The following is a 26504-nucleotide window of genomic DNA, read 5'->3' as shown; positions in this document are numbered from 1 at the left end:
GCGCGGCGGCGATCACGGCGTCGCTGGCGGCCACCACGGCGGGCGGCACCGAGGCCGCATCCCCGCTGGCCGGCGCGGCCTCGGGCTCGGCCTCCACAGGCCAGAAGGCCGGGATGCCCATTTCGCGCAGCATGGCGCGTTGGTTCTCAGTCCAGCGCATCGGGGGCCTCGGTGAGTGGGGGCAGCGCCACCTCTCGGCGCATGACCAGGGCGTCTTCACGCCCTTCGGGAGCCGGATAGTAGCCCTTGCGCACCCCCACCTGCACAAAGCCTTCGCGCTCATAGAGGGTGCGGGCCGGCGCGTTGCTGGGGCGCACCTCCAGCCAGACCAGGGCGGCGCGGCGCTGGGTGCTGCGCGCGTACAGCACCGACAGCAGCTGGCGGGCCATGCCCTGACCGTGCCAGGCCTGGTCGACGGCGATGTTGAGCAGGTGGACCTCGTCCACCCCGTCCATGGCGACGATGACGGCGCAGACGCGGCCGGTGTCGGCGTCACAGCGCACGCGGGCCCAGTAGCCGGCGCGCAGGCTGGAGCGGTAGTTGTCGTCGCTCCAGGCATGGCTGGGATGCAGGCAGGCCTGGCGCTCCATGGCGATGACGGCCGCGATGTCGGCGTCGGTCATGGGCCGGTCGATGAAGCGGGTGTCGGGGGCGCGCATGGTCGGGCGTCTCAGGCGGCTGCGGCCTTGGCGGCAGCGCGCTCGGCCGTGGTCTGGGCGACCTTGTCGCGCACATAACGGGGCAGGGCCAGGGCGGCATCCACGGCCAGCCCCTGGGCCCAGGCCTGTTGGGCCAGCGCAGCCAGGGCGGCGCCACGCGGTTGGGCCCGGGGCCACCGCCCCACACCGGCCTCAGGGGCCAGCAGGGGCGCCAGTTCTGCGGGGTAGGCCAGCAGGGCGTTGCCGGCCAGGCGCAGGCCGGGGGCGACGCGGGGCGCGCCCTCAGGGGCTTCAGGGGCAGAGATGGCCCAGCGGCGGGCAGGCTCGTCCAGCGGCCAGAGTTGGGGGGTGGCTTCGGCCAGCCAGCTGCGGCCGTCCCAACGGAAGGCGCCGACGTAGAGCTCGCCCATGCGGGCGTCCTGCAGCACCCAGAGCAGGTCACCGGGCAACCAGGCCTCGGGCGATTGCTGGCGGGCGTCTTCGGCCACGGCCATCAGGGTGTCGAGCGGGATGACGGGGCGCTCCAGCCCCAGGGCCAGGCCCTGGGTGATGGCGCAGGCGGTGCGCAGGCCGGTGAAGGCGCCAGGGCCGCTGCCAAAGGCGATGGCGTCCAGATCGGCCCAGACCAGGCCGGCCTCGCTCAACAGCGCCCCCAGGGCGGGCAGCAGGGTGGACGAGGCCTGGGCACCGCCGGGCAGCTCGCGCGCACGGACCTGCTCGCCCACAGAGAGGGCGGCGTGGATGCGTTCGGTGGCGGTGTCGAGCGAGAGCAGGACGGGGGCAGACGTGGACATGGGCGGGAGTGTAGCGAAGGGCCCGGCCCGGCTGCCCGGCGAGCGGCTCTCTATGATGGCGACATGGACAAAAACAGGATGCTGCGGCCCCCCTGGCTGGGCGCGCTGACGCTGGGCCTGCTGGGCGCCCCCTTCGTTGCCCGGGCGGCCGAGCCGTCGCCACCGGGCGCCCTGCCCCCTCCCCTGGCCGCAGCGCTGAAGGCCAGCGGCCTGCCGGCCTCGGCCGTGTCGCTGCTGGTGCTGCCGGCAGAGGACGGCCCACCGCGCCTGGCCCACGAGGCCGACACCGTGCGCCAGCCGGCCTCGGTGGCCAAGCTGTTCACCACCGGCGCCGCGCTGCAGCGCCTGGGGCCGGCCTACACCTGGCACACCGATGTCGCCCTGGGCGGCCCCCTGTCGGCCGATGGCGTGCTGGCCGGCCCGCTGCACCTGCGTGGCGGTGGCGACCCCGGCCTGGTGCTGGAACAGATCGGCCTGATGATGGCCCGCTGGCGGGAAGCCGGGCTGAAGGAGATCCAGGGCGACCTGCTGATCGACCGCAGCGCCTTCAACGTGCCTCCGCACGACCCGACCACCTTCGACGGCCAGGGCCTCAAGCCCTACAACGCCGGCCCGGACGCCTTGCTGCTCAACCACCAGGCCATCGTGCTGCGCCTGCGCCCAGACAGCGCGCGCCCAGGCTGGGCAAAGGTCAGCCTGTCGCCCCCGCTGGATGGCGTCACGCTGGACGCCGAGGTCGTGCTGCAAGGCGAGGCCTGCGGCGACTGGCGCGGCCGCCTGGCCCTGCGCACCGAGACCGGCCCCACGTTGAATGGGCCCAGCCACCCTGCCCCATGGACCCTGACGCTGCGGGGCGCCTACGCCCCGGCCTGTGGCGAACGCGACTGGCCGCTGCTGTGGCCCGGCGGCGGGACCGACCTGGCCGAGCGCCTGCTGCCCCGTCTGTGGCGCGACGCCGGCGGGACGCTGCACGGCCGGGTGCGCGCCGGCGACTGGCCGGCCACGGCACCGGTCTGGGCCAGCTGGGTCTCACCGGCCCTGGGGCCGCAGGTGCGCGACATCAACAAGTTCAGCAACAACGTGATGGCGCGCCAGCTCTTCCTCACCCTGGCCCAACCCGCCATGGCACCCGGACAGCCCCCTGCGACGCTGGCGCAGGCCCGCGAGCTGTTGGGCCAGCATGTGCGCGAGGCCACCCGCGACGCCCAAGGGCGCTCGCCCTGCGACGGACCCGCCCTGGTGCTGGACAACGGGTCCGGCCTCTCGCGCCTGGAGCGCAGCAGCGCCGCCTGCCTGGGCCGCTGGCTGCAGGCGGTCTGGCGCAGCCCGGTGATGCCGGAGCTGCTGGCCTCCCTGCCCGTGAGCGGTGTGGACGGCACGGCGCGGCGCCTGGGCAGCGTGGCCGGCCGCGCCCACCTCAAGACGGGTTCGCTCGATGGTGTGGCCAGCATCGCCGGCGTGGCCGATGGGGATTCGGGCCGGCGCTGGGTCGTGGTCGGCCTGATCAACCACCCCCAGGCCGACGCCGCACGCCCCCTCCTGGAGGCGCTGGTCGCCTGGGCCCTGCACGACGCACCCTCCCCGAACGAGGGTGATCCCGTGAAAAGCGCGCAGGAAACTCGGTAGAAACCCTGACAAATCCAGGCAAACGGCGCAAAATAGAGGCCATGCGCCCCAGGAGCGGGCGCGCCACGCCCCTCCCAGAGAGACCGCCCGTGACCGACCTGCCCCTCACCCCGGCCATCGACCCCCAAACCATCGAATGGATCGGCACCTTCGCCGCCGCCCTCACGACCGGATCCTTCCTGCCGCAGGCTTGGCTGACTTTCCGCACCCGCGACGTCAGCGGGATCTCGCTGAGCATGTACTCGGCTTTCACCTCGGGCGTGGCGCTGTGGCTGCTCTACGGCCTGTCCATCGGCTCCTGGCCGGTGACCATCGCCAACGCCATCACCCTGACCCTGGCCATGTCCATCCTGGGGATGAAGCTGGTCTACCGTGAGCGCCCGGCCCGCACACCGCATGGCCGTCAGGCCACCGCCCTGCAGGCCTGAGCCGCCGGCCACACCGCCCCTCTTCCCGCCTGCAAAGCAAAAGGCCTGGAACGCGTTGGCGTCCAGGCCTTTGTCGTGTCTGCCTGACAAGGCATGACAGGAAAGGGCGGCCGGGAGGGCGGCCCGAAGGCCCCCTCCCCGCGGCCGGTCAGAACGGCTGGGCGGCGATGCGGGTCATGACCAGGTTGTACAGGCGGGTGTGACCGGCCGGTGCGAAGTGGGTGTAGTCGGCCCACAGGAAGGCGGAGCCGCCGGTGGAACTGGCCATGCCGGAGGTGTTGCCGCTGACGTAGCTGCTGTTGCACAGCGGTGCGGTGAGCGAGGCCAGGGCCGTGGTGCAGGCCGGGGTGGTCACGTTGGTCAGGCTGTAGGTCGACGAGCCATAGGTGACCAGGGTCTGGGTCAGGTCGTCGGCGCGGACCAGGCCCAGCTGGCGGCCGTCGAACTTGCGCTCGGCCTCGTTGGTCATGCCTTCGTTGAAGGCGTAGGCCAGGGCATCGAGCACGCCCTGGTCGGTGTCGCCACCGTTGCCCGAGGTCGTGCTCGTGCCGGCCAGGCCCAGAGGGCTCAGGCGCAGTTTGGGGATGCGCAAGAGCACGATGCGGGCACCGGTGTTGCCCACGGCCACAAGGGCGTTGTCGACCAGGCTGGCGCCCAGGGCCGTCAGGTTGCTCTTGAGCGTGCTGGCATCGGCGCCGGCCAGGTAGTCGGCATAGGCCTTGAGCACATCGGGCTGACCGGCCAGGACCAGCACCATGGTGTTCTTGTCCATGTTGCCCAGGTTGGCGTTGATGGTCTGGATCACCTTGGCCACGCCGGCGTTCGTTGCGGCGGTGGCGGCATTGGTCGCATTGATGGCGCCCGAGGCGTCGGTGGCCACGGTGCCCGGGTCGTTGGCCAGGAAGAAGGCCTTGCGGCTGGCACCGCTGATGGGGCACTGCTCGCCATCAAAGCCGTAATAGGCCGCCACCGACTGCACCCAGATCGGGTAGTTCTGGCAGTAATAGACCATTTCGGACGGCGTGTCGGTCACGGTGGTGCCGTCGGACTTCAGGGCTGCGCCACTGCTGTTGATGCTGACCGAATTGACCGTGTAGGACTGGCCCGTGCTGTTGAGGTAGCTGGTGTCGTCACCGAAGCTCAGGATCTTGGTCGGCACGAACTTCTTGGACTGGGTGCCGCCACCGCAGCCCGTGACCGCCACCGACGTCGCCAGCGCCACGGCACAGGCCGCGGCCACCACGCCCGCACGGCGCAGCTTGGAAGAAGACAGGAAGGCGAAGGAACGGGACATGGACTCTCCAGAAACGGGGCGCTTGATCAGCCCGCAAGAATAACCGGGTTCACCCGAGGCCGGATGTAGACACGTAAAGAAGGGCGAACGGGCCCCAGGGATCAGGCGGCCGCGGCGCGGCTGAGGCGGTCGCGCACCCCGTCCCAGGCCGGGTCCTCGGGCGGGGTCTCGACCCAGATGAGCTCGACGCCCATGGCATCGAGCTCGCGCAGGTCGGCAAACAGGTCGTGGGCCGCGGTGGGCGCATCGCCCGGCATGGAGCGGTGCACCACGCCTTTGCTCGGCGGGCGGCGGGCCCAGAGGCTGCGGCTGTAGACGGCGATCTTGGGCGCCTTGGCCGGCTCGCGCAGGGCGGCGGCCAGCAGTTCGGGCTCGAGCACCTGCAGGCCGGCCTCGATCTGCTCGTCGGGCATCAGGCGCAGTTTGGCGCGGGGAGCGTAGTGCGAGAGCAGCGTGCCCGAGGCCTTGGGCGCGGCCGGATCGGGGGCCTCAGGGCGGGACCAGGCCACCGGGCCACCCACCACGGCCTCGATCTCGGCCAGGGTGAGGCGACCGGGGCGCAACAGCACGGGCTGCTCGCGGCTGCAGTCGACGATGGTGGACTCGATGCCGACGTCGCAGGCGCCACCTTCGAGCACCCAGACCTCGTCCAGGCCCTCACCTTGGCCCTGGAACTCCTCGACCACATGGGCCGAGAGCGTGGGGCTGATGCGGCCGAACCGGTTGGCACTGGGCGCGGCCACACCGAGCACGCCCCGCTGGGCGCAGGCACGGAGCAGGGCCAGGGCCACCGGGTGATCCGGGCAACGCAGGCCGATGGTGTCGTGCCCACCGGCCGCGGCCGTGGCCATGGCCGGGGCACGCGGCACGATGACGGTCAGCGGCCCGGGCCAGAAGGCCGCCACCAGGCGCTGGGCGGCCGGCGGGAAGGCCGTGGCGAAGCCCAGCGCGGCCTCGGTGTGGGGCACGTGCACGATCAGGGGATGGTCGCTGGGGCGCCCCTTGGCCGCGAAGATGCGGGCCACGGCGGCGTCGTCATCGGCGCGGGCACCGAGGCCATAGACCGTCTCGGTGGGCAGGGCGAGCAGGCCACCATCCACCAGGCGCTGGGCGGCCTGTTCGATGGCGTCGGGCTGGGAGGCAGGGTCGAACAGGCGCATGCGGGCGGGCTCAGGGTCGAGGGCGAAGGCGGAAGCGAGCGCGCAACCGTGCGCTCAGAAAGGCGCAATGCCGAGGATGGCCGCGGCCTTCAGGGCCACCTCGCGGGCGGCCTCGGGCGTGGCGCCGGTGACGGTCAGGTGTCCCATCTTGCGGGCGCGGCGGGCCTCGGTCTTGCCATACAGGTGCAGGTGGGTGCCGCTCAGGGCCAGCACGGCCGCCCAGTCGGGCTCGACCTGCTCGGCCACGCCATCGGGGAACCAGAGGTCCCCCAGCAGGTTGAGCATCAGGCAGGGGCTGTGCAGCACGGGCGCGACCAGGGGCAGGCCGGTCATGGCGCGCACCTGCAGCTCGAACTGCGAGACATCGCAGGCGTCGATCGTGTGGTGACCGGAGTTGTGCGGGCGCGGGGCCATCTCGTTGGCCACGATGCGGCCATCGGTCAGCACGAAGAACTCGATGCAGAGCACGCCCACGTAGTTCAGCGAGGCGGCGATCTGGTGGGCTGAGGCATAGGCCTGCTGCGACACGGCATCGGTCACATTGGGCGCGGGCACGGTGGTCACGGCCAGGATGCCGTCGCGGTGCAGGTTCTGTTGCAGCGGGAAGTGCACGACCTGGCCGTCGCGGCCACGGGCCACGATGACGCTGACCTCGTAGGCCAGGGGCAGCATCTTCTCGAGCACGCAGCCGACGCGGCCGAGCTCGTCCCAGGCGGCGATGAGCTCGGCGCGGGTCTTGACGCGGACCTGCCCCTTGCCGTCGTAACCGAGCCGGGCGGTTTTCAGGATGCCGGGCAGCAGGTCATCGCCCACGGCGGCCAGCTGCTCGGGCGTGTCGATCAGGGCGTGGGGGGCGCAGTCGACGCCACAGGCGACGAAGTGGGCCTTTTCACGGGCGCGGTCCTGGCAGACGGACACGGCCTCGCCCGAAGGTGCCACCGGGCGGCTTTGTGCCAGCTGCGTCAGGGCCGCAGCTGGCACGTTCTCGAACTCGGTGGTGACGGCATCGGCCACGCGAGCGAGCTCGGCCAGGCCGGCGGCATCGAGGTAAGGCGTCTGGATGTGGGCGTGGGACACGAGACCGGCGGGGCTGGTGGCGTCGGCATCGAGCACCGCCGTGCGGTAGCCCATGCTCTGAGCGGCGTGCACGAACATGCGGCCCAGCTGGCCGCCGCCCATGACGCCCAGGGTGGCGCCGGGAAGGATCACGTCTTTCTGGACGCTCATGCCTTGCCACCTTCCGAAACGGGCAGGGTCAGATCCTGGGTCATGGCGCGGGCCACCTCGGTCTGGCGGGCGCGGAAGGCGTCGAGCCGGGCGCGCAGGGCGGGGTCTTGCCCGGCCAGCATGGCCACGGCAAACAGGGCCGCGTTGCCGGCGCCGGCCGTGCCGATGGCAAAGGTGGCCACCGGGATGCCCTTGGGCATCTGCACGATGGAGTGCAGGGAGTCGACGCCCTGCAGGTGGCGCGAGGGCACCGGCACGCCCAGCACGGGCACCGTGGTCTTGGCCGCCAGCATGCCCGGCAGGTGGGCCGCCCCGCCGGCACCGGCGATGATGGCGACGAGACCGCGGTCGGCTGCGGCTTCCGCATAACGGAACATGTCGTCGGGCATGCGGTGGGCCGAGACCACCTGCGCCTCGAAAGGCACGCCGAACTCGGTCAGAATGTCGGCGGCATGGCGCATGACGTCCCAGTCACTGCTGGACCCCATCACGACACCCACTTTCACCTGGCTTGCGCCTTTCGCATCCGACACGGTTGGCTCCTCAATCGTCAAAGGGTGAATTTTAGGCGCTGCCCCACCTGACCCGGCACAACATGATCGACATCACGCTCGAAAACTTCGAATCCGACCTGATTGGTGGCTCCATGCAGGTGCCCATCCTGCTGGACATCTGGGCCGAGTGGTGCGGCCCCTGCAAGCAGCTGGGCCCCGTGCTGGAGCGCCTGGAAGAGGAATACGCAGGCCGCTTCATCCTGGCCAAGGTCAATGCCGACGAGCAGCAGGAGATCGCAGGCCAGCTTTCGCAGATGTTCGGCGTGCGCTCCATCCCGTTTTGCGTGATGTTCGTGGGCGGCCAGCCGGTGGACGGCTTCGTGGGCGCCCTGCCCGCCGAAAAGATCCGCGAATTCCTGGACAAGCACGTGCCCGGCGAAGGCCAGATCGCGGCCGCCGAAGAGGTGGAACAGGCCGAAGCCCTGCTGGAAGCCGGCGAGCCGGCCTCGGCCGAAGCGCTGTTGCGCGACGCCCTCGAGAAAGACCCGTCCAACGACGAGGCCCGCTACGAGCTGCTGCAACTGCTGCTGGAAGAAGGCGCCCTGGAGGAGGCCAAGGCCGTGTTCCTGCCGATTGCCGGCCGCGCCACCGGCCCCCTGCCCGAGCCCCGCGTGCTGGCCTTCAGCCGTTACCTGGCCGCCTGCATCGCCGCCCGCCAGGCCCGCGCGCCGCAGGAACTCGACGCCGCCATCCAGGCCAACAAACGCGACTTCGCCGCCCGCTTCGAGCTGGCCCAGATCTTCTGGGCCGCCGGCCAGCCCACCCAGGCCATGGAGGAGCTGCTGGAGATCATCATGCGCGACAAGGCCTGGAACGAGGAACTGCCGCGCAAGACCTACGTCGCCATCCTCGAGGTGATGAGCAAGCCCCTGCCCAAGCCGGCCCCGGCCAAGCCCGCTGCCCCACGCGCGCCGGGTGCCGCGCCCGAAGCCCCCAAGCTGGAGATCGCCGGCAAGGTGGAGGTGGCCCCGGCCAACCCGGTGATCGACAGCTACCGCCGCAAGCTCAGCATGGCGCTGAACTGAGGCCCGCGCGGCCTTCAGCCGGTTTGAACCGGGCGCGTAAAGCGGGGTAAACCGCAGGGGCGGCGCCTTGCCGGCGGCGGGGGCCATCCACCAGAATGGGTTCATGCCCGACGCCCCACCCATCCACACCGAACGCATCCACCTGCCTTCACCCTCGCCCGGGGCGCCCGCCCCCTGGTTGAACTGCCGCGTGGCCGGGCCCATGGGGGCGCCCTTGCTGCTGTTCCTGCACGGCTTCCCGGAGGCCGCCTTCGTGTGGGACGGGCTCATGGCCCGCTTCGCAGACCGCTACCGCTGCGTGGCGCCCAATCTGCGCGGCTACCCCGGCTCCTATGCCCCCATGGACGTGGCCGCCTACCGCGCCAACGTGATCCTGGGCGACCTGACCGGGCTGATCGAATCACAGGGCGGCCAGGCCGCCGCGGTCATCGCCCACGACTGGGGCGGGGCCCTGGCCTGGGGTCTGGCGGCCACGGCCCCGCAGGCGCTGGAGAGGCTGGTGATCCTCAACGCCCCCCACCCGGGCGCCTTCCTCAAGGCCCTGCGCGACGACCCGGCCCAGCAGGCCGCCAGCGCCTACATGAACACCTTGCGCACGCCCGGCATCGAGGCCCAGCTCGCCGCCGACGACTTCGCGCAGATGTGGCCCTTCTTCGAGCGCTTCGGTGGCGCCCGCTGGCTCACGCCCGCCCTGCGCGAGCGCTACCGCGAGGCCTGGAGCACCCCGCCCGAAGCCGTGCCCGGCGTGGCCACGGCCCGCCACCCGCTCACCGGGCCGCTGAACTACTACCGGGCCTCGCCCCTGCACCCGCCCACCTCGCCCGAAGACGCCCTCCACACCCTGAGCCTGCCCGAGGCGCTGCTCACCGTGCGCGTGCCCACCACCGTGGTCTGGGGGGAGGCCGACACGGCCCTGCCGCCCAGCCTGCTGGAGGGCCTGGACCAGCACGTGCACACGCTCACGGTCAAGCGCCTGCCCCAGGCCACGCACTGGCTGGTGCACGAGGCGCCGGAAGCCGTGGCCGAGGCCATCGAGGCGGCACTGGCCCAGGGCAACTGATGCCCGCTCGCCATGGCACCATGCGGCATCCCACCGCCCGCCCAACGCCATGCCCACACCCCTGATCAGCGCCCCCGAACTCCTCGCCCTGCTGCGCTCGCCCGATGCCGGCGACCTGCTCCTGCTGGACTGCCGCTTCAACCTGGCCGACACCGGCGCCGGCCAGGCCGCCTTCGCCCAAGGCCACCTGCCAGGGGCGGTCTACGCCCATCTCGACACCGACCTTTCCGGCCCGAAAACCGGCGCCAACGGCCGACACCCCCTGCCCAGCCCCGAGGCCTTCTCGGCCACCCTGGGCCGCTGGGGCCTTCAGCCCCACACCCGCGTGGTGGCCTACGACGCGGCCGGCGGCATGTTCGCCGCCCGGCTGTGGTGGATGCTGAGCACCTGGTGGGGCCATGCCGAGGTGCAGGTGCTCGACGGCGGATGGCCCGCCTGGCAGGCCGCAGGGGGCCCTGTGGACACGGCAGAGGCCCCGCGCCCACTCCGCGTCGTGCCCCCGGTGCCGCTGCCCGAGAGCCTGGTGCGCGCAGACGAACTGCTGGCCCACCTGGGCCAGACCGACACCCCTCTGCTGATCGACGCCCGCGCGGCCGACCGCTTCCGCGGCGAAAACGAAACTCTGGACCCGGTGGGCGGCCACATCCCCGGGGCACAAAACCGCTTCTTCCAGCTCAACCTGGCGGCCGATGGCCGCTTCAAGGCGCCGGCCGCGCTGCAGGCGGAATTCGAGGCCCTGCTGGGTGGGCGCCCGGCCCATGAGGCCGTGCACAGCTGTGGCTCGGGCGTGACGGCCTGCCACAACCTGCTGGCCATGGCCGTGGCCGGTCTGCCCGGGGCTCGGCTGTACGCCGGCTCCTGGAGCGAGTGGTGCGCCGCCCCTGAACGGCCCGTGGCCCGGGGCTGAGGCCCCAGCGGTCGCCCAGGGCAGACGAACGGCCCGGCCGTGCGCGGGCAGGCGGCGCCCTGCCTGCCGCAATCCCGCATGCGGCGGCCCTCGGCGTGGCATCCGTCACGCGGCAGGGGCACAGGCGAAGGACTGTCTGCCCACCCGCACGCCATCATTTGGAGGCCGAAAGCCGCTGTTTACCGCCCATTGCCCAGGCGGTCGTTCCGATACAAACCCAGGTATTGCCATCGGGGCCGCGACTTGGCCGGCTCCCGCTGTTCCTGAAAGGTTTGTCCCATGCATGCGCGCCTCCGCCACCAGGGCTTCACGCTGATCGAACTCATGGTCGCTGTGGCCGTGGTCGCCATCCTGGCCTCGGTGGCCCTGCCCGCCTACACCGACTACGTGCGCCGCGGCACCCTGTCGGATGCCTTCAGCGGCCTGTCCACCGCCCAGGTGAAGATGGAACAGTACTTCCAGGACAACCGCAGCTACGTCAGCAGCGGCACCACCTGCGGCACCAGCATCACGGCCACGAGCTATTTCAGCTTCGCCTGCACCGGCACGGCCAGCACCTACACCTTCACCGCCACGGGCGTGACGGGCAAGGCCTCGGCCGGCCACGTCTACACGATCACCCAGGACGGCAGCAAGGCCACCACCTCCTTCAAGGGCAGCACCGTGACCGGCAAGAGCTGCTGGCTCACCAAGTCGACCTCGGAGTGCTGAGGACGCCTGCATGCGCCGCCCACATGGCCTGACCCTGATTGAAGTGGTGGTGACCATTGCCATCATGGGCCTGCTGCTGGCCGCCTCCATGCCCAGCGTGGGCGTGTGGCTGGCCAACCAGCGCATCCGCAACACGGCCAGCTCGATCGCCACCGGTATGCAGTACGCCCAGGCCGAGGCCGTGCGCCGCAACCGCCCCGTGAGCTTCTGGCTGGTCAGCACCACCAGCACCAGCAGCATGGACAACGGCTGCGCGCTCTCGGCCAGCAGCGGCTCCTGGGTCGTGACCCTGGGCAGCACCAGCCCGGCGGGCAAGTGCGCACCGGGCAGCTCGACCAAACAGCTCAAGGCCGCCCTGGCCGGCGACGGCGGCGGCAACGTGACGCTCAGCGCCGTCAATGGCAGCAGCGCGGCCAACCAGATCACCTTCAACGGCTTCGGGCAGATCACCAACACCACCCCCATCCTGCAGGTCAACGTGAGCGGCAGCAGCGGCACGCTGGCGCTGCGGGTGGCCGTCAACAGCGGCGGGCAGGTCAAGGTCTGCGACCCGGCCATCACCACCGTCACCGACACGCGGTACTGCTCATGAACCGCCACCACCTTGCCCGCCTCCAGGGTCTCTGCCGCCCCACCTCCCCGCGCCTGCGCGGCCGGGGCTTCATGCTGATCGAGGTGCTGATCAGCGTGGTGATCTTCTCCATCGGCATCCTGGGCCTGGTCGGCCTGCAGGCCAAGATGACCACCGCCCAGACCGAGGCCAAGGCCCGCGCAGACGCCAGCTACCTGGCCAGCGAGCTGGTGGGCCTGATGTGGGCCGACATCGCCAACCTGGCGCAATACCAGTACAGCGCCACGACCTCCAGCGGCAACTGCACGGGCCACACCGCCTGCAACACCTGGCTCAACAAGATGAAGACGGCCCTGCCTTCGGGCAATGCCACGCTCACGCCCACCACCAGCACGGGCGACGTGAGCATCACCCTGACCTGGCAGCTGCCCGGCGGCAGCACCCACACCTACCAGACGGTGACCACCGTGAAGGGGGCCTCGTGAGGTCGCCAAGGGGGCCACTGCGCCGCACACAGGCTCAAGGCATGAGCCTGATCGAGCTCATGATCGGCGTGGCCCTGGGCCTGGTGACGGTGCTGGTGATGAGCCAGGTCTTCCTGGCCGCCGAAGGCAACAAGCGCACCACGGCCAGCGGCAGCGACGCCCAGGTCAATGGCACGCTGGCGCTCTATGCCATCCAGCGCGATGCACAGATGGCGGGCTACGGCCTCACCGCCCGGCCTGCGGCCCTGGGGTGCACGGTCAAGGCGCAATACGGCAGCGGGGCCTCGCCGGGTGCAACCACGCTCACGCTGGTGCCCGCCCTGATCAGCTTCGGCAGTGGCGCCACGCCCGACACCCTCACGCTGTGGCAGAGCAACAAGGTCACCTACGCCGTGCCCATGAAGGTCACGGCAGACCACACCCAGACCGGCGGCGCCTTCCAGGTGACCACCAGCTATGGCGCCACCGCTGGCGACCTCTTCGTGGCGGTACCCGCTACCTGGAGCAGCACGGCCTGGTGCTCGATGCTGGCCATCGCAGCCGACAGCAGCACCACCTTCACCACCACCCAGGTGCCGCACCTGGCCAGCCTGGGCGGCTGGAACGCCACCTCTTCGGCCATGCTGCCCACGGCGGGTTATGCCTCGGGCAGCCACCTGGTCAACCTGGGCACGGGGCTGCCGCGCACCTATGCGGTCAACGCCAACAAGGCGCTGCAGGCCACCGACCTGCTGGCCAGCAATGGCACGACCAGCACCATGACCATCGCGCCGCAGATCGTGCAGCTCAAGGCGCTTTACGGCAAGGACACCGACCTCAACGGCACCATCGACGTGTTCGATGCGACCACGCCCACCACCAATGCCGGCTGGCTGCAGGTGGTCGCGCTGCGCGTGGCGGTGGTGGCACAGAGCGCGCAGTACGAGGCCGTCAATGGCGTGGCCAGCACCATCACCTCCGCCAACGGCGTGGAGTGGGTGGTCGACGGCATCACCACCGGCGCCGTGGCCTGCAGCTTCAGCAGCACCCAGAAGTGCATCCGCATCAACGTGAGCGGGGCCGGCACCGGCTGGCAGAGCTACCGCTACAAGGTCTTCGACACCATCATCCCCCTTCGCAACATGCTGTGGACCCGGTGATGCGACACGACACCCTCCCTTCCCCCCGATGGCATCGGCAATCCGGCGCCTCGCTGATCTTTGCGCTGATCACCCTGGTCTCGCTTTCTCTGGCTGCGCTGGCCCTGGTTCGATCGGTCAACAGCGGCACCATGATCCTGGGCAATGTGGGCTTCAAGCAGGACGCCACGGCCTCGGCCGAACAGGCCACGCGCCAGGCCATTGCCTGGCTGAGCGCCGCCACGACCCTCAGCAGCGACAACAGCGCCCAGGGCTATTACGCCACCACCGCGGCCACGCTCGATGCCACCGGCTTTCAGTCGACGGCCACCACCCGCACCCTGGTCAACTGGGACGGCCAGGGCTGCACCACCTACGCCGACAGTGGCACCTTCGCATCCTGCACGCTGACCCCCAAGGCCGTGGCCGACATCAATGGCAGCGGGGCCAGCTACGTGATCCTGCGCCTGTGTGCCGACACGGCCGCCACCACCTGCAGTCGCCCGCTGGATGCCGCCAGCAGCAGCGATGGCAGCAAGAGCGGCCTGGACTATGCCAACCCCGGTGCGCCCGAGGCCAACACCGCCATCTACTACCGCATCGTGGTGCGCATCACCGGTCCGCGCGACACCGCGTCCTTCACCGAAACCATCGTGCAACTGTGAAGCCGAGCCCACCGTGAACAAGCCCCTGATCCACCGATGCAAACAGGCCCTGGTGGCCACGCTGAGCCTCATGGCGCTGTGCCTGCCATCGACCCAGGCCGCCCTGACCAGCCTGAACGACGAGCCTCTGGCCACGCAGGCGGGCACCTCGACGGCGCCGCCCAACCTGATGTTCGTGATCGACGACTCGGGCAGCATGGACTGGGACTACATGCCCGGCGCGGCACAGGCCGGCGACCTCACGCTGAGCCCGGTGAGCGACTCGACCACCTACGGCTACCGCTCGGCCCAATGCAATGGCCTGGCCTACGACCCCACGCAGACCTACGACCCGCCGCCGAAATGGGATGGCTCGCTCTACCCCGCTGCCAGCTACACAGCCGTGTGGGACGACGGCTTCAACCCCACGGCTCCGGGTGGCACCGGGGGCCGTGGCGGTGGCAGCGGCAACACCGCCACCGCCAGCAGCGCCTCGCTGACCTACAGCAGCGGCAGCAAATCGATCAAGCTCGACAGCGGAGACAACGCCAACCTCTCGGTGGGCAGCACCATCGTCGTGCGGGACACCAGCAACTACAGCCGCTGGATGCTGGGCACCGTCACCAACGTGAGCAGCACCACCGAGTGCACAGCCTACTTCCTGTGGTACTGCATCCGCGAGCAAACCACCTACACCTACACCTTCACCGTCAGCTTCTACACCGGCAAGGACGGCGCCAGCAACAGCACCTGGGAGGTGTTCGCCCCCAGCACCAGCAACCTGGGCACCGTGACCTACTACACCTACAGCGGCAGCCAGACCAAGATGGGCTGGACCTACATCGCATCGGGCCTCACCCAGGGCAACCCCGACCTGACGACCACCTATGCCAAAGAATGCCTGAGCCACCCGAACCTGCTCTCGGGTGAACCCGGTGACAGCAAATTCACCGCGGTGAGCATCACCACCACGGGCAGTTCGGCCGCAGCCATCGCGGCCCGGCAGAACTACGCCAACTGGTACCAGTACTACCGCGAGCGCCTGCTGCTGATGAAGACGGCCACGGGCAAATCGCTGCTGACCATCCCAAGCACCTACCGGGTCGGCATCACCAAGATCAGCCACGCTTTCGACACCACGGTGAACAGCGACTACTTCCTGCAGGTCGCGCCCTTCACCGAAGACGTGACCGCCACCACCCAGGGCCAGAAGTACAACTTCTACGCCCACCTCTATGGCAACAACTACTACGGCTCGGGCGGCACCCCCTTGCGGCAGAGCCTGGGCCAGATGGGCCTGTATTACGCGAACAAGCTCGGTGGCCAGACCGACCCCATGACCGCGGCCTGCCAGCGCAACTACACGGTGATGACCACCGACGGTTACTGGAACGACGCCAGCGCGCCCGCAGGCCTGGCCAAGACCGGCACGGGCAGCATCATCGGGAACACCGACGGCAGCCCCGAAGTGCGCCCCATGCTCGATGGCCTGAGCACCGCCGGCACCCTGGCCGACGTGGCCGAGTACTTCTACGTCACCGACCTGCGCGACGCCACGCTCTGGGGCAATTGCCCCACCGGCACCGACGTCTGCACCAACGACAGCACGGCCACCACCGACATCGGCACCGTGGGCCGCCAGAACATGATCACCTACACCCTGGGCCTGGGCGTGGGTGGCACCCTGAACTACAGCAAGGACTACAGCAGCCAGACCACGGGCGACTACGCCGCCATCAAGGCCGGCACCAAGAACTGGCCCGCCCCCCTGCTGGAAAACGCCACCCGGGTGGACGACCTCTGGCACGCCGCCGTCAACGGCCGGGGCCTGTATTACGGGGCGCAAAACGCCACCGAGCTGGCCACGGCGCTGGAAAGCACCGTGGGCAAGCTGGTGCAGACCGAGGGCTCCGGTTCGGCCGCGGCGGTGAGCGCCTTCCAGCTCTCCAGCACCGACGCCAACTACGTCTACGCGGGCAGCTACATCAGCGGGCGCTGGGTGGGCGAGCTTTCGGCCTACGCCATCGCCAGCGATGGCACGGTCGCGACCACCACCACCTGGACAGCCCAGGCCCAGCTCGACACCCTGGCCAACCGCAACGCCCGCACGGCGCCCGCCACCGGCGTCACCTCGGCGCAGTGCCTCTCGCAGTACAGCAACTGCAACGACGACCGGGTGATCTACTTCATGCACCCGAGCACCAAGGCGCTCAAGGCCTTCACCTACAGCGAGCTGCAATCGGCCGGGCTGGACAGCGACGGCAAGTTCACCACCTCCTGCAGCCGCAGCACGGATCCGCTCTCGCAATGCACGGCACTGAGCAGCGCCCAGAAAACGCTGGCCAACACCGGCAAGAACCTGGTGAACTACCTGCGCGGCGACATCAGCTACGAGGCCAGCAACGGCAGCAACCCGCTGTACCGCCTGCGCTATGCCGCGCTGGGCGACATCGCCAACGGCACGCCGGCCTACGCCGGCAAGCCCCCCTTCAGCTACAGCGACAGCGGCTACAGCGATTTCGTCAGCACCCAGAGCAGCCGCACCAAGGTGGTCTACGTGGCCGCCAACGACGGCATGCTGCACGCCTTCAACGCCCTCACCGGCAAAGAGCTGTGGGCCTTTGTGCCCAACGCGGTCATGCCCAACCTCTACAAGCTGGCCGACAAGAACTACAGCCACCTGTACACGGTCGATGGCAGCCCCGTGATCGCCGACATCAAGGTCAGCGGCAGCTGGAAAACCATCCTGGTGGGCGGCCTCAACAAGGGCGGCAAGGCCTACTACGCGCTCGACGTGACCGACCCGGCCACCCCCATCCCGCTGTGGGAGTACACCCACACCAACCTGGGCTACACCTATGGCAACCCGGTGGTGACCAAGAACAGCTCGGGCGACTGGGTGGTGGCCTTTGGCTCGGGCTACAACAACAGCGGCATCGGCTACCTCTATGTGCTGGACGCCTACACCGGCGTGGCCAAGACCGGCTCGCCCATCTCCACCGCCACCGGTTCGTCGACCACGCCCAGCGGGCTGGCGCCCATCAACGCCTGGGTCGACTCCACCAAGGACAACACCGCCCAGCGCATCTACGGCGGCGACCTGCTGGGCAACGTCTGGCGCTTCAACATCAACGCCGGCACCATGGCGCCGGTGGCCACGCTCACGGTCTCGTCGACCACACCCCAGCCCATCACCGTCAAGCCGCAACTGGGCTCGGTCACCTATGGTGGCACCACCTACCCGGTGGTCATGGTGGGCACCGGTCGCTACCTGCACAGCACCGATGTGAGCGACAAGTCGCTGCAGACCGTCTACGCCATCAAGGACAAGCTCGACACCACAGGCTGGGGCGACATCCGCGCCGGGGGCAAGCTGGTGAGCAAATCGGTCACCACCTCGGGCAGCGGCACCTCGCTCACGCGCACGGCCACGAGCAGCACCCAGGTCGACTGGGCCAACAAGGCCGGCTGGATGCTGGACCTGCGCCCCAGCAGCACCGGCACGCTGGAAGGCGAACGCGTCAACACCAACATGGCCATCGCCTATTCCACGCTGGTGGTCGCGACCAACATCCCGAGCTCGACCGCCTCCTGCCGGGCCACCGGTGGTACCTCCTGGCTCTACTACCTGAGCCTGGCCGACGGCTACACCGAGATCGCCCCCATGTACCAGGGCAACACCATGATCAGCGGGGTCTCGGTGGTGTACGACAGCACCGGCAAGGCCATCGTGCTGACCAAGACCACCGATGGCGACACGGTCCGGCAGACCAACTCGCCCGCCTCACCCACCGCCAGCACCGGCGGCCTCAAGCGCGTGTCCTGGCGCGAACTGGTGAACTGAGAAGCGGCCTGATCGCCATCGGGCCGCGAAGTGCGGTCGCCCTCTGCCGACGAACGGCAAGGGCCCGCCAGACGGCTGGCGGACCGCACCCGTAAGCAAAGGTAAGCCGCCCGGATTGCGTGGGCTTTCACACGGTTTTCCAGGCTTCCGGCACAGAGGCCGGCAACCAGAATCCCCGCTGCACGCACATGATTTCTCCATGGACACAGACCTTCACATGGCCGACACCTTGCGCCCACAGCCGGGCACGCAGGCCCGCGGCTTCACGCTGATCGAGCTGATGATTGCCGTGGCCATCGTCGCCATCCTGGCCAGCGTGGCCCTGCCGGCCTACACGGCCTACATCCGGCGCGGCCAGATGCAGGAGGCCTTCAGCGCCCTGTCCGACTACGGGCTCAAGCTGGAACAGTACTACCTCGACAACAAGAACTACGGCGCCACCGGGGCCACCACCTGCGCCACCGCGGCCACGGCCAACAGCTGGAACGGCTTTGCGCCCAACGGCGCTCGCTACTTCACCTTCAGCTGCGCGCTCACCAGCAACACCAACAACCAGGGCTTCACCCTCACGGCCACGGGCAGCGGCGGTGCGGTCAACGGGGCCTACATCTACACCCTCGACAGCGCCGGCAACAAGGCCACCACCAAGTTCGCCGGCAGCACCGTGACCCTGAGCTGCTGGGCCAGCAAGGGCCCCAACTGCGATTGAGGCAACGCATGACCCACCCGCACACGTCCCCTGCGTCTCCGGTCCGCGGCTTCACGCTGATCGAGCTGGCCGTGGTCATGGCCATCGCCGGCCTGATGCTGGCCGCCGCCATGCCCGACGTGAGCGCCTGGCTGCGCAATACCCGCATCCGCAACCAGGCCGAGGCCATGCAGACCGGCCTGCAGCGCGCCCGCACCGAGGCCGTGCGCCGCAACACCCCCGTCACCTTCTGGCTGGTCGAGCTCAATGACGACAGCGTGATGGACGACCAGTGCGCCCTGTCCGACACCGGCACCTCCTGGGTCGTCAGCCTGGATGACCCCAGCGGGGCCTGCGGCGCGGCAGCCTCGTCCACGAGCGCCCCGCGCCTGATCGCTGCCCACAGCGCCGGCGACGGGGGCGGCGGCATCGCCATCGTCGCGACCCTGCCCGATGGCAGCACGGCCGCCCAGAGCGTGACCTTCGACGCCTTCGGGCGCGTCGGCAACGTCGCCAGCGACATCCAACGACTCGACATCAGCTACCCCAGCGGCAGCACGGCCAGCACCGACCGCGCCCTGCGGGTCGAGCTCACCCCGGCCGGCCAGGTGCGCATGTGCGACCCGGCCGTCACGGCGTCCGATGACCCGCGCCTGTGCGCCTTCTGAGGCCTTGCCATGCCCCACCCCACCCTGCCCCGTTCACGCCGCCAGCGCGGCTTCATGCTCATCGAGGTGCTGGTCAGCGCCGTGATCTTCGCCATCGGCGTGCTGGCCCTGATCGGCCTGCAAAGCAAGATGACACGGGCCCAGGCTGCGGCCAAGGACCGCACCGATGCCGCCTACCTGGCCACGGAACTGCAGGCCCTGATGTGGAGCGACCTGGGCAACCTGGCCTCGTACCACAACTGCCCCATCACCTATGCACCGTGCGCCGAGTGGCGCGACAAGCTGGCCTCGGTGCTGCCCGGCAGCGCAGGCCAGGCCCAGACCATCACGGTGAGCAACACCGGCGACGTGGCCATCGCCCTGGCCTGGCAGACGGCCCAGGGTGACGTGCACACCTACACCACCCAGACCACCATCCGCCCGGCCCGCTGACATGTGCGCCCCCCGTTCCCCCTCGCCGCAAGGCCAGCGTGGTTTCACGCTGGTGGAGATGATGGTCGGCCTGCTGCTGGCCATGCTGACCACCATCATCGTGGCGCAGGTCATGGTCAAGGCTGAAGGCAACCGCCGCGCCACCACCTCGGGCGCCGACGCCCAGGTCAACGGGGCCCTGGCCCTGTTCAGCCTGCAGCGCGACATCCAGAGTGCCGGCTACGGCCTGGCCGTCAACCCCAGTGCCCTGGGCTGCACCGTCAACTACGCCTACAACAACACCGTGGGCAGCTTCCCGCTCGCACCGGTGGTCATCACCCAGGGCGCCAGCGGCGCACCCGACACCATCCGCGTGCTCAGCAGCGCCAAGGGCGGGTTTTCGGTGCCGGTGGTCACGACCGCACCGCACGCCGTGGCCGACAACTACGCCACCGTGAAATCGGCTTTCGGGACCGGTGCCGCCGACCTGGTCGTGGCCGTGCCCAGCACCTACGGCACCGGCCTGCAGTGCGCGCTGATGCAGGTGGCGGAAGACGCCTCCTACACCGTGGGCGACACCATCATCCCCCACGTCACGGGCGGCCCCTGGAACCCCAGCAGCAGCGCCACCCGCGCGGCCATCATGCCGACCAATGGCTACGCCTCGGGCTCGACCATGGTCAACCTGGGCAGCATGGTCAACCGCATCTTCCGCATCAACAACGCCAGCCTGGTCTACAACGAACTCACGGCCACCAGCGGCACCGAAACCAATGCAAGCGCCAACGGGCTCTCACCCGAACGCGCCCTGTTTTCCGAGATCGTCAACCTGCAGGCCCTCTACGGCATCGACACCGATGGCGACCGCCTGGTCGACACCTACACCGATGCCACCCCGACCACCTTCACCGGCTGGCAGCAGGTGATGAGCGTGCGCCTGGTCGTCGTCGCGCGCAGCGCCAATGTGGAGCGCGAGGTCGTGACCGACACCCAGCCACAGTGGGACCTGGGCAGCAACGCCACCATCGTCGACACCACCGCCACCAGCGTGACCTGCCTCAACGCCAACAGCAGCAACTGCGTGCAACTCAAGGTCGATGGGGACGCCAACTGGCAGCACCACCGCTACCGCGTCTACGACACCGTCATCCCGCTTCGCAACCTGCTGTGGAACTCCTGAGGGCCTGCGCCATGCACCGCACCCGCAACGCCGCCCCCACCGCCGCCGCATCCGCCAAGTCCCATCAGGCGGGCCTGTCGCTGATCTTCGCGCTGCTGGCCCTGGTGGCCCTGTCGCTGGCCGGCGTCGCCCTGGTGCGTTCGGTGGGCACGGGCACCCTGGTGCTGGGCAACCTGGGCTTCAAGCAAAGCACCACGGCATCGGCCGAAACCGCCACCCAGACGGCCATCACCGCCCTGCAGGCCCTGGCCAGCACCGAGGCCGACACCCCGGCCTCCGGCTACTACGCCAGCGTGGACAACAACCTGCTCGACGCCACCGGCCAGCAGATCACCACCGGCAGCAACGCGCCCAACCGCCTGCTCATCGCCTGGGAAGCCAACTGCACCCACGTGACCACCAACCGCGCCCATTGCGACTACCAGCCCGTGACCGTGGCCAGCGACGCCAGCACCGGCACCACCACGCAGTACGCCATCTTCCGCATGTGCCGCAGCAACGGCGCCGTGAACACCCAGACCTGCGCCATGCCAACCACCACCAGCGGCAGCAGCTCCACCAAACGCGGCAAGCTCGATTACGCGGACTACGCGCGCTTCGGCAACGCCGCCAGCCCTTACTTCCGCGTCATCGTGCGCGTGGTCGGCGAACGCAACACGGTGAGCTTCACCGAAACGATCGTCCACTTTTGAAGCACCGTCAGAGGTGAACCATGAAGCACACACGCACCACCCTGCTCGGCACGCTGCTGGCCCCTTTGCTCGGACTCGGTCTCGGGCTGCTGCCCGGCCAGGCGAGCCGCGCTGCGGCCACCGACATCTCGCAGGTGCCCCTGATCACCTCCAAGACCCTGGCCAAACCCAACATCCTGTTCATCCTCGATGACTCGGGCTCGATGGACTGGGAGTTCATGCCGGACGACATGTCCAACAGCGGCACCTACGGCTACAAATCGGCCCAGTGCAATGGCGTGGCCTTCAACCCCAACCTCGACTACACCACGCCCAAGACGCACGACGGCCGCAGCTTCCCCAGCATGTCGCTGGACGCCTCCTGGCACAACGGCTTTGCGCCCACGCTCAAGCCCTCGTTCAGCAGCACCTATGCCACGACCAGCAGCAACAGCTTCAGCGTCAACGACTCGGGCGCCATCAGCTTCTCGGTCGGCTCTGTCAGCAACCTGAACGTCAACGACCAGATCAGCATCGTCTCGCGCAGCGACAACGCGGTGTGGATGACCGGCCAGATCACCCAGATCAGCGGCACCACCATCACGGTGATGCGGGGCTATGCCTCCACCTCCAGCACGGCCAGCTACAACAGCTGGGACGTGGCCCCCATCGCCCGCAGCACCACCAACCTCACGCTGGGCGACAGCGGCAGCATCACGCTCACGGTCACCCCCAGCAGCCACCTGGCCGTGGGCCAGCGCATCGGCATCCAGAGCCAGGCCAACGCCGCCGCGTGGATGACCGGCACCATCACCGCCAAGAGTGGCGACACCCTCACCGTCTCGCGCACCGCCGGCACCGACTTCCACAGCAGCACGGGCAGCGCGGCCAACTGGCACGTCAGCCAGCTGGTCACCAAATCCCTGGTGAACGCGACCTACTACCAGTACAGCAGCACCACACCGCAGCCTGCGCTGAACTGGCGCTACACCAGCACGGGCGTCGACAGCAGCACCGACTTCTACCAGCAGTGCATGAGCCAGGTCGGCAACTCGCCGGGCAACAGCGTGTTCACCCTGGTCACCGTGGGCAGCAGCTCGACCAGCGCCACGCGCTACGCCAACTGGTACGCCTTCTACCGCAAGCGCATCTACACGATGAAGACGGCGGCCAGCCAGGCCTTCTCCGGTCTGGACGACTACAAGCGCGTGGGCTTCAGCCGCATCAGCGACCCCACCGTGGGGGCGGCCAAGTTCCTCAACGTGGGCGATTTCGACAGCACCCAGAAGATCCAGTTCTTTGGCCACCTGTTCCGCACGCCGCCCAACAGCAACACACCGCTGCGCGGGGCGCTGTCCAAGGCCGGGCGCTACTACGCCAACAAGGTGTCGGGCCAGACCGCCGACCCGGTGCAGTACGCCTGCCAGCGCAACTACAGCGTGCTCTCCACCGACGGCTACTGGAACACCGGCTCGGAGATCACCAACCAGGGCGCCAGCGGCAACTACGGGGCCTACCAGCTCGACAACACCACCCTGGTCGGCAACACCGACAAGAGCGAAAAGCGCCCGATGTACGACGGCACCGCCGTGGTCCTCACCACCGTCACCGTCACCACGACCACCTCGCCGCGGCTGCAGATCGTCACCAGCACGCCCGTCAACCAGGTCTATGAACGCATCGCCTACACCGGCACAGGCACCAAAGGTGCCGGCAGTTGCAGCAAGACACAGTACCGCTACGTGGCCTACCGCCAGCAGCGCACCCAGGTCAGCTACACCAAGCAGACCCGCGTGGTCTCGGCCGTGACCACCAGCACCCGCACCGTGGTCACCAGCAATGGCACGGTCACCAGCGACAACACCGTCGAGCAGCGCACCATCTCGGCCACCGAAAGCGACAGCGGCGTCTCCGTCGACACCAGCAAGCCCATCGAGCCCGGCACCTACGCCAACGTGACAGGATCCGGCTACACCTACTGCGCCAGCAGCCTGCTGACCGCCAGCCAGCGCTACACCACCGAGGCGCCCTCCGGCAGCCCCTTCAACGGCTCGCCCACCGACACGCCCACCAACCTGGTCACGCCCACCGTGGACTACGGTGAGCCCACCGTGACCTCCCAAACCTACAGCGGTGGCCACACCAACACCCTTGCCGACGTGGCCCAGTACTACTACAGCGGCCCCCTGCGCAGCAGCACCCTGGGCAACTGCACCCTGAGCACCGGCGACGACGGCTGCGGCGCCGACGTGACCGCCTCCGGCCTGGACAGCAACACCCGCCAGCACATGACGACCTTCACCATCGGCATGGGCGTGAGCGGCACCCTGGCCTACGACGCCAACTACCAGACCCAGACCTCGGGCACCTACGTCAGCCTCACCAACGGCAGCATCATGTGGCCCGCGCCTGGCAACGGCGAAGAGGCCCCCAACATCGACGACCTCTGGCACGCCGCCATCAACGGCCGTGGCCGCTACTTCTCGGCCGCCGACCCCACCGCCCTGTCCAACGCCCTGAACGGCATCTTCCAGGACGTGGACAAGGCCAACGGCGCCGGCACCTCGGCCGCCACCAGCTCGCTGCGCCCCGTCTCCGGCACCGACCAGGTCTACCTGGCCTCCTACACCACGCAGGACTGGACCGGCGAGGTCGTCGCCCAGGACTTCACCTACGACAACCGCGGCAACGTCACCCTCAACAACGCCTGGTCGGCCAGCGCCGGCCTGAACACGCTCACCAGCACCACGGCCGCCACGCGCAAGGTCTACTACATGCGCAGCACCTCGCAGGAGGGCACCACCACGCACAGCCTGGTGAACTTCACCTACGCCAACCTCGACACCGACAACCTCGGCAGCCACGTCAGCGACTTCTGCAACCGCAGCCCTCAGCCCGCACAGTGCAGCGGCCTGAGCAGCACCGTGCCCCCGGGCCAGACGCTCTCGCCCCTGGGCCGCGCCAACCTGGGCACCAACCTGGTCAACTACCTGCGCGGCGACCCGTCGATGGAGATCAGCTCGGGCAACACCTACCCGCTCTACCGCAAGCGCGTCAGCCGCCTGGGCGACATCGTGGGCGGCTCCCCCGTCTTCGTGGGCGTGCCGGTGTTCGACTACGGCGACCTGGGTTATGCCGCCTACAAGACCGCCAACGTCTCGCGCAAGCCCATGCTCTACGTGGCCGCCAACGACGGCATGCTGCACGCCTTCTCGGCCCAGAAAAGCGTCGACGCAGGGACCGAACTCTGGTCCTTCGTGCCCAGCCAGGTCATCCCCAACCTCTACCGCCTGGCCGACAGCGACTACGCCCACCGCCACCAGTTCTACGTGGACGCGGCCCCCGTGGTCGCCGACGTCAAGCGTGCCGATGGCGTCTGGCGCACCATCCTGGTCGGCGGCCTGGGCGCAGGCGGCAAGGGCTACTACGCCCTCGACATCACCAACCCCGAATCCCCCGTCGCCCTGTGGGAGTTCACCGACGCCCACCTCGGCTACACCCACGGCACCCCCATCGTCACCAAGCGGGCCGATGGCACCTGGGTGGTCGTGTTCGGCTCGGGCGCCAACAACCACGAAAACGGCGGCGACGGCAACGGCCACCTCTACATGCTCAACGCCCTCACCGGCGCCAAGCTGCTCGACATCCCCACCTACACCACCGGCACCACCAAGGCCGGCAGCAGCGACACGCCCAGCGGCCTGGTCAAGCTCAATGCCTGGGTCACCGACCCCAGCAACAACACCGCCCTGCGCTTCTATGGCGGCGACCTGCTGGGCAACGTCTGGCGCTTCGACACCGATGGCCTGACCGAGCCCAAGAACGCCGCCCTGCGACTGGCCAAGCTGGAAACCACCAGCGGCAAGGCCCAGCCCGTGAGCACCCGCATCGAGCTGGCCGAGGTCAACTACGGCGGCAGCACCTACCCCGTGGTCCTGACCGCCTCCGGCCGCTACCTGGGCAGCAGCGACCTGAAGGACACCACCACCCAGTCCGTCTACGCCATCAAGGACCCGCTGACCGCCAGCGGCTGGGGCACCCTGCGCGGCAGCACCCAGATCGTGCAGCAGACGCTGACCGCATCGGGCAACACCGCCACCGTGAGCAACAGCCCGGTGGACTGGGGCAACAAGATCGGCTGGTACATGGACCTGCCCCAGAGCGGCGAGCGCGTCTCGGTCGACATGGCCCTGCAGTACAACACCCTGGCCGTGCTCACCGCCACCCCCTCGACCGCGACCTGCGCCGCCTCGGGCGAATCCTGGCTCTACTACTTCAACCTCAACTCCGGTGGCGCCGCCAGCGCCGATGGCAGCACCGCCGGCGAGAAGCAGGGCAACTTCCTGGGCATGGGCCTGACCTGGGTCGAGCTCAGCGACGGCAGCTCGCGCCTGCTGATCCCGGCCAGCAACGCCACCCTGCAGATCCGCACCCCCTCGGCCGGTGCGGGCGCCGCGGGCAGCGTGCCGCACCGCACCTCCTGGCGCGAACTGCAGAACTGATCACAGCGACCATGTTCAGCCTGTCGCCCGCCCTCCTCGCTTCGGCCACCTCGGCCCTGTGCCTGCACGGCCTGCTGCTGGGCAGCCTGGTGTGGCCCGATGGCGGGGGTGCGGGTGGCGGCGCAGCTGGTCGTGCAGGCCATGCGCAGACCCTGCAGGCAGGCCTGATGCACAGGGAGGCCATGCCTCTCCCCGCCATGCTGGTGCGTTGGCGTGCGCCCGAGGTGCCGATGGCATCGGGCATCGCGGCCGACAGCGAAGCCACCGAGCCCCAGGC

At 69.4% G+C, this 26504-nt stretch carries 24 protein-coding genes; 18 read left to right on the top strand and 6 right to left on the bottom strand.

Annotation, left to right across the window (positions count from 1 at the left end; all coding sequences use genetic code 11):
* Positions 1–146: 146 nt before the first annotated feature.
* Together rimI and tsaB are read right to left on the bottom strand one after the other, a co-directional pair.
* Positions 147–659: a ribosomal protein S18-alanine N-acetyltransferase gene (rimI, locus tag QZ994_RS08280; RefSeq protein WP_290870829.1), complete on the bottom strand. Its 513-nt coding sequence runs from the start codon at positions 657–659 to the stop codon at positions 147–149.
* Positions 660–670: 11 nt separating this feature from the next.
* Complete coding sequence (gene tsaB / locus QZ994_RS08275; RefSeq protein WP_290870827.1) at positions 671–1453, bottom strand: tRNA (adenosine(37)-N6)-threonylcarbamoyltransferase complex dimerization subunit type 1 TsaB; 783 nt, start codon at positions 1451–1453, stop codon at positions 671–673.
* Positions 1454–1516: 63 nt separating this feature from the next.
* On the opposite strand from tsaB, the gene QZ994_RS08270 reads away from it, so the two are divergent.
* A complete protein-coding gene (locus QZ994_RS08270) occupies positions 1517–3079 on the top strand; it encodes a D-alanyl-D-alanine carboxypeptidase (protein WP_290870825.1) in 1563 nt (520 codons plus the stop codon).
* 116 nt (positions 3080–3195) lie between these two features.
* The gene (locus QZ994_RS08265; protein ID WP_290870831.1) at positions 3196–3507 is read left to right on the top strand and encodes a SemiSWEET family sugar transporter; all 312 of its coding nucleotides are present in this window, start codon (positions 3196–3198) and stop codon (positions 3505–3507) included.
* Positions 3508–3655: 148 nt separating this feature from the next.
* On the opposite strand, the gene QZ994_RS08260 is transcribed toward QZ994_RS08265, so the two are convergent.
* The 4 genes from QZ994_RS08260 to purE form a co-directional block, all read right to left on the bottom strand.
* Positions 3656–4801: an SGNH/GDSL hydrolase family protein gene (locus tag QZ994_RS08260; protein ID WP_290870823.1), complete on the bottom strand. Its 1146-nt coding sequence runs from the start codon at positions 4799–4801 to the stop codon at positions 3656–3658.
* A 101-nt stretch (positions 4802–4902) separates the two neighbouring features.
* The gene (locus QZ994_RS08255; RefSeq protein WP_290870821.1) at positions 4903–5961 is read right to left on the bottom strand and encodes an L-threonylcarbamoyladenylate synthase; all 1059 of its coding nucleotides are present in this window, start codon (positions 5959–5961) and stop codon (positions 4903–4905) included.
* A 54-nt stretch (positions 5962–6015) separates the two neighbouring features.
* Complete coding sequence (locus QZ994_RS08250; protein ID WP_290870819.1) at positions 6016–7188, bottom strand: 5-(carboxyamino)imidazole ribonucleotide synthase; 1173 nt, start codon at positions 7186–7188, stop codon at positions 6016–6018.
* Complete coding sequence (gene purE, locus QZ994_RS08245) at positions 7185–7721, bottom strand: 5-(carboxyamino)imidazole ribonucleotide mutase (protein WP_290870817.1); 537 nt, start codon at positions 7719–7721, stop codon at positions 7185–7187. Before purE ends, QZ994_RS08250 begins: the two co-directional genes overlap by 4 nt.
* A gap of 62 nt (positions 7722–7783) precedes the next feature.
* On the opposite strand from purE, the gene QZ994_RS08240 reads away from it, so the two are divergent.
* From QZ994_RS08240 to QZ994_RS08165, 16 genes are all read left to right on the top strand, one after another.
* Complete coding sequence (locus QZ994_RS08240; protein WP_290870816.1) at positions 7784–8767, top strand: tetratricopeptide repeat protein; 984 nt, start codon at positions 7784–7786, stop codon at positions 8765–8767.
* Between the two features lie 103 nt (positions 8768–8870).
* Entirely contained in the window at positions 8871–9827 is a 957-nt protein-coding gene (locus tag QZ994_RS08235; RefSeq protein ID WP_290870814.1) for an alpha/beta fold hydrolase, read from the top strand.
* 49 nt (positions 9828–9876) lie between these two features.
* Complete coding sequence (locus QZ994_RS08230; RefSeq protein WP_290870812.1) at positions 9877–10734, top strand: sulfurtransferase; 858 nt, start codon at positions 9877–9879, stop codon at positions 10732–10734.
* A 279-nt stretch (positions 10735–11013) separates the two neighbouring features.
* Positions 11014–11445, top strand: coding sequence for a type IV pilin protein (locus QZ994_RS08225; protein ID WP_290870810.1), 432 nt, complete (start codon positions 11014–11016; stop codon positions 11443–11445).
* A gap of 10 nt (positions 11446–11455) precedes the next feature.
* The gene (locus QZ994_RS08220) at positions 11456–12037 is read left to right on the top strand and encodes a GspH/FimT family pseudopilin (RefSeq protein ID WP_290870808.1); all 582 of its coding nucleotides are present in this window, start codon (positions 11456–11458) and stop codon (positions 12035–12037) included.
* Positions 12034–12501 carry a type IV pilus modification protein PilV gene (gene pilV / locus QZ994_RS08215; protein WP_290870807.1) on the top strand — a complete coding sequence of 156 codons (468 nt, stop codon included), beginning with the start codon at positions 12034–12036 and terminating at the stop codon, positions 12499–12501. The genes QZ994_RS08220 and pilV overlap by 4 nt, the downstream gene beginning before the upstream one ends.
* A gap of 41 nt (positions 12502–12542) precedes the next feature.
* Positions 12543–13640 carry a PilW family protein gene (locus QZ994_RS08210; protein ID WP_290870806.1) on the top strand — a complete coding sequence of 366 codons (1098 nt, stop codon included), beginning with the start codon at positions 12543–12545 and terminating at the stop codon, positions 13638–13640.
* On the top strand, positions 13640–14284 hold the full coding sequence (locus QZ994_RS08205) for a pilus assembly protein PilX (RefSeq protein WP_290870805.1): 645 nt from the start codon (positions 13640–13642) through the stop codon (positions 14282–14284). Before QZ994_RS08210 ends, QZ994_RS08205 begins: the two co-directional genes overlap by 1 nt.
* Before the next feature lie 13 nt (positions 14285–14297).
* The gene (locus tag QZ994_RS08200; protein WP_290870803.1) at positions 14298–18107 is read left to right on the top strand and encodes a PilC/PilY family type IV pilus protein; all 3810 of its coding nucleotides are present in this window, start codon (positions 14298–14300) and stop codon (positions 18105–18107) included.
* Between the two features lie 199 nt (positions 18108–18306).
* A complete protein-coding gene (locus QZ994_RS08195) occupies positions 18307–18816 on the top strand; it encodes a type IV pilin protein (RefSeq protein WP_290870801.1) in 510 nt (169 codons plus the stop codon).
* Positions 18817–18824: 8 nt separating this feature from the next.
* Complete coding sequence (locus QZ994_RS08190; protein WP_290870799.1) at positions 18825–19463, top strand: GspH/FimT family pseudopilin; 639 nt, start codon at positions 18825–18827, stop codon at positions 19461–19463.
* A 9-nt stretch (positions 19464–19472) separates the two neighbouring features.
* Entirely contained in the window at positions 19473–19895 is a 423-nt protein-coding gene (locus QZ994_RS08185; protein WP_290870797.1) for a prepilin-type N-terminal cleavage/methylation domain-containing protein, read from the top strand.
* Position 19896: 1 nt separating this feature from the next.
* On the top strand, positions 19897–21054 hold the full coding sequence (locus QZ994_RS08180; protein ID WP_290870795.1) for a PilW family protein: 1158 nt from the start codon (positions 19897–19899) through the stop codon (positions 21052–21054).
* A gap of 11 nt (positions 21055–21065) precedes the next feature.
* Complete coding sequence (locus QZ994_RS08175; RefSeq protein ID WP_290870793.1) at positions 21066–21746, top strand: pilus assembly protein PilX; 681 nt, start codon at positions 21066–21068, stop codon at positions 21744–21746.
* Between the two features lie 20 nt (positions 21747–21766).
* Complete coding sequence (locus QZ994_RS08170; protein WP_290870791.1) at positions 21767–26227, top strand: PilC/PilY family type IV pilus protein; 4461 nt, start codon at positions 21767–21769, stop codon at positions 26225–26227.
* An 11-nt stretch (positions 26228–26238) separates the two neighbouring features.
* The coding region (locus QZ994_RS08165; RefSeq protein ID WP_290870789.1) for a hypothetical protein at positions 26239–26504 on the top strand (266 nt) is incomplete at its 3' end.

Source organism: Aquabacterium sp., from assembly GCF_021768455.1.
Lineage (GTDB): Bacteria > Pseudomonadota > Gammaproteobacteria > Burkholderiales > Burkholderiaceae_C > Aquabacterium.
This window is presented reverse-complemented; position numbering and strand designations above follow the sequence as displayed.